The sequence below is a fragment of the Bradyrhizobium sp. MI1.10 genome, from assembly GCF_055811035.1.
In genome coordinates, this window is sequence record NZ_JBVVPN010000006.1 from 19,441 (window position 1) to 28,959 (window position 9,519).

The 9,519-nt window shown below is 64.2% G+C and carries 12 protein-coding genes; 5 read left to right on the forward strand and 7 right to left on the reverse strand.

Annotated elements, in window-relative coordinates:
• The first annotated feature begins 87 nt into the window (after window positions 1-87).
• Window positions 88-1,173: a 3-deoxy-7-phosphoheptulonate synthase gene (locus AC0L3K_RS08275; RefSeq protein WP_007591423.1), complete on the forward strand. Its 1,086-nt coding sequence runs from the start codon at window positions 88-90 to the stop codon at window positions 1,171-1,173.
• Window positions 1,174-1,227: 54 nt separating this feature from the next.
• Here AC0L3K_RS08275 and AC0L3K_RS08280 read toward each other — a convergent pair whose 3' ends face one another.
• Genes AC0L3K_RS08280 through epmA form a run of 3 tightly spaced genes read right to left on the reverse strand, consistent with a single transcriptional unit; the run spans window position 1,228 to window position 3,682 of the window.
• Window positions 1,228-1,482 (reverse strand): hypothetical protein, encoded by a 255-nt coding sequence (locus AC0L3K_RS08280; protein WP_007591425.1) that lies wholly within the window; start codon window positions 1,480-1,482, stop codon window positions 1,228-1,230.
• 44 nt (window positions 1,483-1,526) lie between these two features.
• Entirely contained in the window at window positions 1,527-2,621 is a 1,095-nt protein-coding gene (locus AC0L3K_RS08285) for a lysine-2,3-aminomutase-like protein (RefSeq protein WP_035992751.1), read from the reverse strand.
• Complete coding sequence (gene epmA / locus AC0L3K_RS08290) at window positions 2,618-3,682, reverse strand: EF-P lysine aminoacylase EpmA (protein ID WP_354128185.1); 1,065 nt, start codon at window positions 3,680-3,682, stop codon at window positions 2,618-2,620. Before epmA ends, AC0L3K_RS08285 begins: the two co-directional genes overlap by 4 nt.
• Window positions 3,683-3,844: 162 nt before the next feature.
• Here epmA and efp point away from each other — a divergent pair, with 162 nt between their 5' ends.
• From efp to AC0L3K_RS08305, 3 genes are all read left to right on the forward strand, one after another.
• Window positions 3,845-4,411, forward strand: a complete 567-nt coding sequence (gene efp / locus AC0L3K_RS08295) for an elongation factor P (RefSeq protein ID WP_007591435.1) — start codon at window positions 3,845-3,847, stop codon at window positions 4,409-4,411.
• Window positions 4,412-4,434: 23 nt separating this feature from the next.
• Complete coding sequence (locus AC0L3K_RS08300) at window positions 4,435-6,057, forward strand: M23 family metallopeptidase (RefSeq protein WP_473365752.1); 1,623 nt, start codon at window positions 4,435-4,437, stop codon at window positions 6,055-6,057.
• A gap of 181 nt (window positions 6,058-6,238) precedes the next feature.
• Complete coding sequence (locus AC0L3K_RS08305; RefSeq protein WP_007591441.1) at window positions 6,239-7,147, forward strand: amino acid ABC transporter substrate-binding protein; 909 nt, start codon at window positions 6,239-6,241, stop codon at window positions 7,145-7,147.
• Between the two features lie 100 nt (window positions 7,148-7,247).
• Here AC0L3K_RS08305 and AC0L3K_RS08310 read toward each other — a convergent pair whose 3' ends face one another.
• Both AC0L3K_RS08310 and AC0L3K_RS08315 read right to left on the reverse strand, forming a co-directional pair.
• Window positions 7,248-7,751 (reverse strand): cupin domain-containing protein, encoded by a 504-nt coding sequence (locus AC0L3K_RS08310; protein ID WP_219680250.1) that lies wholly within the window; start codon window positions 7,749-7,751, stop codon window positions 7,248-7,250.
• Between the two features lie 21 nt (window positions 7,752-7,772).
• The gene (locus AC0L3K_RS08315; RefSeq protein ID WP_219680253.1) at window positions 7,773-8,252 is read right to left on the reverse strand and encodes a carboxymuconolactone decarboxylase family protein; all 480 of its coding nucleotides are present in this window, start codon (window positions 8,250-8,252) and stop codon (window positions 7,773-7,775) included.
• A 54-nt stretch (window positions 8,253-8,306) separates the two neighbouring features.
• On the opposite strand from AC0L3K_RS08315, the gene AC0L3K_RS08320 reads away from it, so the two are divergent.
• Window positions 8,307-8,831, forward strand: a complete 525-nt coding sequence (locus tag AC0L3K_RS08320; RefSeq protein ID WP_219680258.1) for a MarR family winged helix-turn-helix transcriptional regulator — start codon at window positions 8,307-8,309, stop codon at window positions 8,829-8,831.
• 27 nt (window positions 8,832-8,858) lie between these two features.
• On the opposite strand, the gene AC0L3K_RS08325 is transcribed toward AC0L3K_RS08320, so the two are convergent.
• Window positions 8,859-9,038, reverse strand: coding sequence for a hypothetical protein (locus AC0L3K_RS08325; RefSeq protein WP_219680260.1), 180 nt, complete (start codon window positions 9,036-9,038; stop codon window positions 8,859-8,861).
• Window positions 9,039-9,123: 85 nt separating this feature from the next.
• Window positions 9,124-9,375 carry a hypothetical protein gene (locus tag AC0L3K_RS08330; RefSeq protein ID WP_219680262.1) on the reverse strand — a complete coding sequence of 84 codons (252 nt, stop codon included), beginning with the start codon at window positions 9,373-9,375 and terminating at the stop codon, window positions 9,124-9,126.
• Window positions 9,376-9,519: the final 144 nt, after the last annotated feature.

Below are 9,519 nucleotides of genomic sequence, written 5' to 3' on the forward strand. Positions count from 1 at the left end.
CAAATTGCAGCATCTAGTCCGAACAGCCGCCAGACCTGGCGGCTTTTTTATTGGCCGGCAGGGTCTCAAAATGACAAGGAGCCCGCCGTGCTGAGCACGACCGACGATCTTCGTATCCGCGAACTGAAAGAACTGAGCACGCCTGAAGAGGTGATGCGGGAAGTCCCGCGTACGCTCACCGCGACGCGCGTGGTGATGGCGGCACGCAACGCCATCCACGCGATCCTCAATGGCCAGGACGACCGGCTTCTGGTCGTGGTCGGCCCCTGCTCGGTGCATGATCCCAGGGCCGCGCTCGAATACGCCGAGCGCCTCGCGAGCTTGCGCGAAGAGCTTGCCGATCAACTTGAAATCGTGATGCGGGTCTATTTCGAGAAGCCACGCACCACGGTCGGCTGGAAGGGCCTGATCAACGATCCTGATCTGGACGGCAGCTTCGACATCAACAAGGGCCTGCGGCTGGCGCGCAACGTGCTCTCGGCCGTGAATAATCTCGGCCTGCCCGCCGGCACCGAATTCCTCGACATGACGACGCCGCAATACATTGCCGACCTCGTGTCCTGGGCCGCGATCGGCGCGCGCACGACCGAAAGCCAGATCCATCGCGAGCTGGCCTCGGGGCTGTCCTGCCCTGTGGGGTTCAAGAACGGCACCGACGGCAATGTGCGCATCGCGGCGGACGCGGTGAAGTCGGCCTCGAATCCGCATCATTTCATGGCGGTGACCAAGCTCGGCCGCTCGGCGATCGCCTCAACCGCGGGCAACGAGGATTGTCACATCATCCTGCGCGGCGGCAGCACGCCGAATTACAATGCGGCAAGCGTCGCAGCGGCCTGCAACGATCTGGCGAAAGCGAGCGTCGCACCGCTCGTGATGGTCGATGCGAGCCACGCCAATTCGAGCAAGAAGCCGGAAAACCAGCCGCTCGTGACAGCCGACATCGCCGGCCAGATTTCCGGCGGCGAGAACCGCATCATGGGGGTGATGGTCGAGAGCAATCTCGTCGCCGGACGCCAGGACGTGGTGGCGGGGAAGCCGCTCACCTATGGCCAGAGCATCACGGACGGATGCATCGACTGGGCGACCACGGCAACCGTGCTCAAACAGCTCGCTGACGCGGTCGAGATCCGGCGCAACACCAAACGCGCAGGGCTGCACGAGCGCTCCGCCTGACCGAACGATCGCGGGCGGGGTGAGGCTGTCGCACCCTGCCCGCTGCTCCGGCGCCTAGCAGCCGCGGCAGATGCTCTTGATCTTCTTGTCGAGCGCCTGATTTTCCTTGCTGAGGGGATCGTTCGGGTCGCTCAGGTTCTTCTCGCTGGGCACGTCGCCGACGCGCGGCTGGCGATGGCCCACGGGTGCCTGCGGCAGCGATCCGGACGCCGCGCCGCCCGATGTCGATCCCTTCGTGCCGCCGGTCTGCGCGACCGCCGCGCCGCCGAGCAAGACCGCGAGCGATACTGCCACCATGATCTTCTTCATGTCTCTCCCTCCATTCCTCGAGCCAGAATCTCCATCACGACCAATCAGGTCTCGGGCGGATAGAGGTGAACGTCGCCGCAATAATCCACGATACGATAGCGCGTTTCCGATGCCGCATCACCCGCATCAGGTGCGGTATTTTGCATCGGCAACACGTAATTCGGTCCCACCGGCGACTTGCCGGCGCCGCCGGGAATGTCGATGACATAGTCGGGCTGACACAGTCCCGACACCCGTCCGCGCAGCTGCCGCATCAAATCCTGCCCCTCGGCGAGCGTCGTTCGCAGATGCGCCGTGCCGGGCGCGAGATCGCCGTGATGCAGATAATAGGGCTTGATCCGGCATTCGACGAAAGCTCGCATCAAATCCGACAGAGCGGTCGCGTTGTCATTGACGCCGCGCAAAAGCACGGACTGGCTTACCATGGGAATTCCGGCATCGACCAGCCGCGCGCAGGCGGCACGCGCGGGCCCCGTCAGTTCGCGCGCATGGTTGGCATGCAGCGCCACCCAGGTGGTGGCGCCTTCGACCTTGAGCGCCCCGACCATCTCCTCGCTGATGCGCGCGGGCTCGGCCACGGGCACGCGGGTGTGAAGGCGGATGATCTTGACGTGATCGATTCCGGCAAGATCCGCCATGATCTCGCTCATCCGCCGCGGCGACAACATCAGGGGATCGCCCCCGGTCAGGATCACCTCCCAGATCTCGCTGTGCGATCGGATGTAGTCGATCGCGGCGCGATAGGCGCCGTCCGAGAGCGCGTTCTCCTTGCCGGGTCCAACCATCTCGCGGCGGAAGCAGAAGCGGCAATAGACCGCGCAGACGTGAACGAGCTTGAACAGCACACGGTCGGGATAGCGATGCACGATCCCGGGAACCGGCGAGTACGGATGATCGCCGATCGGATCTGCGTTCTCGCCCGGCTGCATCTCGAGCTCCGCGGCAGTCGGAACGAATTGCCGCGCGATGGGATCGTCGGGATCGGACCTGTCGATCAGATCGACCAGCGCCGGCGTGATCGCAACCGCATAGCGTGCGGCAACGCGATCGAGCACCGGCAGCGCTGTGGCTGATACCAGCTGCTCGGCGACAAGTTCGGCCGGCTCGCGCAATGTGCGCGCAAGATTGCTCTTCATCATGTCTCGCTTAACGCTTCATTTGCAGGCGGCGTCCAGACCACCTGATCAATTCGCGATGCGCCGCTCGCCAGCATCACCAGCCGGTCGAAACCGAGCGCGACGCCGCTCGCCTCCGGCATCGCCGCGACCGCGGCCAGAAAGTCCTCGTCCAGCGGATAGGCTTCGCCGTAGCGGCGTTGCTTCTCCGCCATGGATTGCGTGAAGCGCTTGCGCTGCTCCTCGACGTCGGTCAGTTCGCCAAAGCCGTTGGCGAGCTCGACACCGCAGGCGTAGATCTCGAACCGCTCGGCAACGCGGGGATCGCCTGCCTTCACGCGCGCCAGTGCCGCCTCTGGAGATGGGTATTCGAACAGAATGGTCAAATGCCCCTGCCCCAGATGCGGCTCGACATGCTCGACCAGAACCTTGCTGAAGATGTCGGACCAGGTGTCGTCCTCGGCCACACGGACCTTGCCGGCAGCGGCCCGGGCAAGCGCGGCGCGGTCGCCTTCGCCACCGGAAATGGTCGCAAGCAGGTCGATTCCCGCAAACTGCTCGAAGGCGCCGGCCACCGTCACAAGTTCAGGCTCGGCGAAGGGATCGGCGGTCCGGCCGCGGAAGGCGAAGGTGCCAATCCCGGTCGCTTGGGCGGCGCGGCCGATGAGGACGACGCAGTCGGCCATGATGGCGTCATAGGGGGCGCCTGCCCGGTACCATTCCAGCATGGTGAATTCGGGCAAATGCAGGTCGCCGCGCTCGCGGTCCCGGAACACCCGGGCGAACTCGAAAATCCGGGTCTCCCCGGCCGCCAGCAGCTTCTTGCAGGCGAATTCCGGCGAAGTCCGCAAATATCGGCTCACACGGCTGCCGTCGGGTCGCACGATCTCGGTCCGGGGGGCGTGCAGGTGGGTCTCGTTGCCCGGAGAGACCTGGAGAACGGAGGTTTCGACCTCGACAAAGCCCTGCTCGGCGAAAAATCCCCGTAGAGCCCCGGTGATTGCTCCCCTGGCCTGCAGGAAGGGCCGGCGGTCGAGATGCCGCGAGGGGGACCAGAACGGCGACATCGGCTTGTCCCCAGCCATTAACCGGCCGTCCCGCAGGCCAGCAAAATGCTGGCATCCAACGGCAAAACCAGTATGTTGCGGCCCGAAACGGGTGCCGCGGTCTGATTTGGGGCCCCAGGTCCCCCATCAATTTGACCACGTCCTGGCCCGAGCCGGGCCAAGCAAGCAGGAAATACAGCTTTGAGAGTCATCGCCAGTTCTATTCGCAAGGGCAACGTGATCGAGCAAGACGGCAAGCTATATGTCGTCGTGACCGCCGAGAACATCCATCCCGGCAAGGGCACCCCGGTCAGCCAGATCGAAATGCGCCGAATCTCGGACGGGGTAAAGATCTCCGAGCGCTACAAGACCACCGACCAGGTCGAGAAGGCCACGATCGAAGAGCGCAACTATACCTTCCTGTACGAAGATGGTGACGGCTATCACTTCATGAACCCGGAGACCTATGACCAGGTCCAGGTCTCCAAGGACGTGATCGGCGACGCGGCGGCCTATCTTCAGGAGAGCATGACGGTCAAGCTGTCGCTGCACGGCGCCAATCCCGTATCGATCGCCCTGCCGCAGCGCGTGACGCTGGAAGTGGTCGAGACGGAGCCCGTGACCAAAGGCCAGACCGCCTCCTCGTCCTACAAGCCCGCCGTGCTCTCGAACGGCCTGCGCACCACGGTGCCGCCGCACATCGCCGTCGGCACCCGAATCGTCGTGATGACCGAAGACGGCTCCTACTCCGAGCGCGCCAAGGACTGACGGGGCCAACGCGAGCGCAACAGGTGCCGCCGGGGGGCGAGACAGTGGTTGGGAAAGGTTTCCGCTTCGTCTCGCAACTTCTGGCGTCGCTTTCGCTCCTCATTGCCTCTCCGCTCACTGCGGATGAATTCCGCAGCCCCTCGCTCACGGCGCTGCGCGTCGATTGGCGCGCGGCGCTCGATCAGCTGCGCACCGAAATCAACGCCCATCCCCGGGTCGCGGACGATTTCATCTTCGCGCCCCGTCGTTCGATGCCGCGCTATGATCCGCGCACGATGCCGGCGCTGGTGCAGCTCAACGCGATCTCCTCGCAATTCTTCACCGGCATCTCCCGCAGCTCCGTGCCCGTGCTGCTGCCGTTCGACGCTGCTGCGTATTTCGAAGCACGGCGCAATGGTGCGCCAGCGACCGTCGCGCTGTCGCGCTACCAGGCCGACTTCAATTCCGTCGACATGTTCGATGCCGGCCCCGCCGGCTACAGCGCGACCTTTTCGTTCGAGCCTGGTACCGGAGACGGCATGCCGAGCCGGGTCTTCGCAAGACCGGTCGAGGTGCAGATCACGGGTTCGGCGCTCGTCTATGACATTGCCGATCCCTCGGGCGGCAAGGGCGAGCCGGTCAAACCGCTCGCAGCGCTCTACCCGGACCTGCGCAAATTCATCCGGGAAGGCTATGTGCGCTACGCTTTCACCCGTTTCGGCGTCGCCTATGTGGTGTCGATCCAATGCCTCGACAGCGTCGCCAAGCCGCGGCGGCTTGCCTGCAAGGAGGCCTATCCGGTCGCCGAGCGCTTCCTGAAGGCGCTGCGCGTGGCGGGCGGCCAGCGCATGCGGCCGCTCACGGACATCGCTTCCAACATTCTCGATCGTCCCGCGGCGCGTTCCCCGGACTTCACCTATCGGCCGAGCGGCGACATCATCCCGAACACCGGTTATCGCAAGCAGGGCGGCCATCCCGACGTGATGGCCTACGCACAGATCCGCTTTCCTCTCGAGAAGGCGCCCGCTTTCGTACACTCGCAATCCTATGCCAAGCGCGACAAGATGGAGAGCACGACCGCTTACCCCTGGCGCGACAACTTCTGCGAATCCCGCAGTTTCGAGGTCTGGCAATGCGGCGGCGGTTATGGCCATCAGGGCGAGGACATCCGCGCGGCTGAGTGCCCATCGCCTGGTGAAGGCCGCCAAGCCTGTGATCCCAAGCAGCGCGCCATCGTCGCCGTGCGCGATGCGAGGGTCATACGCGCTTCCAAGGACCAGGCCGTGACGCTGCAAATCAACAGCCGGACCGAACACATCCGTTTCCGCTACATGCATATGAACCCGCAGGCGCTGAACGCCGATGGCCTGCTCAATGGTCGCATCGTATCGGAGGGTGAGAAGATCGGCGTGGTCTCGAACTATCTCGATCATCCCGCCGGCACCTCGATGCACCTGCATTTCGACGTGCAGGTGTTCACCCGCGACGGCTGGATCTGGGTCAGTCCTTACGTCACGTTGGTCTCGGCGTACGAGCGTCTGATCCATGCCCGCGGCCGCGAGGTCGGCCCGGAGATCGCCGGCACGCCGCAGCCCGTGGCACATGCGCTGCCGGAGGACGTGCTCAAGCCGGACCTGCGCGAGGGATCGGGCGGCGACGAGAATTGACGCTGCTTGCGCCATCTAGACAGCCAACCAAACTGTCTGATGACGGTCCTATGACAGCGAATTGCACGCACACCGCCTGACCGGCCCGGCCTCCTTATGACGGAGCCTTCTCTGGCCTCGAAATTGTCTGGCCTCAGAATTGCTTTCCTCCCCGCGGGTAAACAGGATGAAGGGAAGGCACATGCGTTGTCTCACTATAGTGGCCGTTCTGGCCGTCGCGTTCGGCGTGCCGGCTCATGCGCAGGAATTGAGCGGGACCTTGAAGAAGATCAAGGACACCGGCGCGATCACACTCGGCGTGCGCGACAGCGCGGTGCCCTTCAGCTATATCGACGAGAAGCAGAAGACCGTCGGCTACGCCATCGACATCTGCATGAAGATCGTCGAGGAGATCAAGGCCGAGCTCAAGCTGGACAAGCTCGCGGTCAACGAGAACCTGGTCACCTCGTCCAGCCGCATTCCGCTGATGGCGAACGGCACCGTCGATCTCGAATGCGGCTCGACGACCAACAACGCCGATCGCCAGAAACAAGTGTGGTTCACCAACACGCATTTCCTCACGGCGAGCCGCTTCGTGTCCAAGAAGACTTCGAAGCTCGACCAAATCGACGATCTCAAGGGCAAGGCCGTCGTCTCGGTCTCGGGCACCACCAACATCACGCAGCTCAACAAGGCCAATGCGGCCCGCTCGCTCGACATCACCGTGATGAACGCAAAGGATGTCCCCGAAGGGTTCCTGATGGTCGAGACCGACCGGGCCGTGGCCTTCGTCATGGACGACATCCAGCTGGCGGCGATGATCGCCTCCTCGAAGGATCCGTCGCTGTACGCGATCAGCACCGGCGCGTTCTCCGATCCGGAGCCTTACGGCATCATGCTGCGCAAGGACGACGCGCCGTTCAAGGCGGTGGTCGATCGCGCGACCGCAAAACTCTACAAGAGCCCGGAGATCGAGCAGATCTACAACAAATGGTTCATGGAGCCGGTGCCGCCGCGCGGCCTGAACTTTCACGTACCCATGCCGGTGTCGATGAAGAAGTCGTTCGAGCATCCGTCGGACAATCCTGATCCAGCATCCTACGGCGGCTGACGAGAGAGCACGCTGGTAACGTAGCCCGGATGAGCGAAGCGACATCCGGGACTCACGCGACGACTGCCCCGGGTGTCGCTTCGCTCACCCGGGCTACGGATCAATCCAGCAACGTCGTGAGTTGCGCGCCCTCGTCCGCCACGAACACCGCGATCAATTCTGCCGGCTCCGTGGTACTCGCATTGGCCGAGACCAGATGGGTCGAGCCGGGCGGCTCGAAGAAGGACTGGCCGACGCCGAACGTCTCGACCGGGCCGCCGCCGAGCTGGGAGCGGATCTCGCCCTTGGTGATGTAGGCGGTGACGGATCCTGCGTGACGATGCGGCCGCGAGAACCCGCCGGGGCCGTAGAACACGCGCACGATCGTGACGCGCTTGCCGGGCACGTTCGGCAGCGGGTAGGAGCCGATCGGTTCGACCTTGTCGAGCGGCGAGCTTTCGGCGGCGGTGGCGCAGAGCGGCGAGAGTGCGCCGGAAATGGTGTCCATCGTCACCGGCAGCGCTTTGCCGATCGCAAGCGCGCAGGCAAGCCCGCCGACGACGGCGATCGCCATCGAACGCGATGACGCCGGGCGCGGCGCGGTGGGAACACTCATTGCTGTCATCGTGATCTCCCTTCGTTGCAATCAGGACGCTGCGGCATTGGCTTCGACGGGCCGCGTCGCCGGCGTCCAGCGAAACGCCGCACCGAAACGGTTCCAGACGTTGATCGAGGCGACCGCCGAGGTCAGGTACGTCAGCTCAGTCTCGGAGAATTCACGGCTCGCCTCGGCGTACACGTCTTCGCCGACGCCGTCGGGCAGGCAGGTCAGCGCCTCGGCCCAGGCCAGCGCGGCACGTTCGCGCGCGGAAAAGATCGGCGCCTCGCGCCAGGCCACGACCAAATTGAGCTTGTCGACGGGCACGCCGATCCGCTCCGAAAGCAGGATGTGATGCTGCAGGCAGAAGGCGCAGCCGTTGATCTGCGATGCCCGCAGCTTGACCAGTTCGAGAAGCTGCTTGTCGAGGCCGGCCTTGGCCGCGACCTGGCCGAGCGCCAGCACCAGCTCATACGCGTCGGGCGCGATCCTCTTGAAATCCTCGTATTCGCTGCGGGCGTGTGACATTGCCGTTCACCTCGTGGTATTGTAAGAGTGCTGAGACATTATAAGAGCACTTACATGTTGCGCAAGCCGCCTGATATCACGAGATCGCAACCGCGGCGGAAGGCCCCCACGTCTGCCCCGGCGGTGCGCGTGCCAGCCCCAGGGGAAGGCAAGCGCGGCGAGCAGGGCTATCTCGGCTATCTGCTGCGCCAAGCCCACGCCGCGGTCCGTCTGACGATGGAGCGGTCGCTGGCCGATCTCGGTGTCACCTCACCGCAATTCGCGGTGCTGACCATGCTCAACGCCTATCCGGGCCTCTCGGGCGCCGACATTGCCCGCCTCACCTTTCTGACGCCCCAGACCGTCGGCGTCATCATCCGCAATCTCGAACGTGACGGTGCGATTGTGATGACGCCGCATCCCGTCCACGGCCGCATCCAGCAATGGACACTGACGCCGCGCGGCGCGACGCTTTTGAAAGCGTGCCGGGAAAGGGTGATCGCGTTGGAGAAGCGGCTGGCCGCCGGGCTCGATGCCAAGGCCGAGGCAAGCATTCGCCGGTGGCTCGCAGGCATCGCGGCCGATTTGCAGGAGGACTAGCCGAAGCGCGTTCGCCGCTGACGGGCGCTAGTCGCCGCCTCCTCCGTCGCCGCAGCCGCCACCGTCCGAATCCGAGAAGTCACTGACGGTACCGTCGCCTTGAATACCGCGCCCAAAGTTCTCCGCGAGGATCATCAGGATGACGACGAACAACCCGGCGCCGAACGGCCAGGGATTAGCGCGGATGATGTCGAACAGCTCCTGCATTCACGCATTGTGCGCAGACGGAAGCGAATCGACCGTAAAGCGACAGGCCCAAAACTGGGGGTATCCGACCCGCTGCAGGCGCGCCCTATTTCCCCTTCAACGCTTTCTTAACCTCGCCATCGGGCCAGGTCTCGCCCGCGGCAATCACCCGGACGCGGCTTTGATCGGTGTCATTCACCAGCTCATGCGAACTCACCCGGTCGCAGCTTCGCTCCAGGCGCAGGTCGGTTTCGGGCTTCCAGCTCAGCGTGGTCGCGAGATCGCCGGGAAAGATCTGCCATTGCGATCCGTCGTCGAGTTCGACGACATGACTTTCCGCATGCGCGCGTATCTTCATTCCACCCCGAATTATCGATGAACGGACTGCGTGCGACGGCAGGGGCCCCCCCCCCGCCCCGGCCCCCCCCCCCCACGCCAAGGGTAGATGTAAAAAGATCATGGGGTGCGTTTGGCATTAATCATATATTTTTTTTAACAAGGG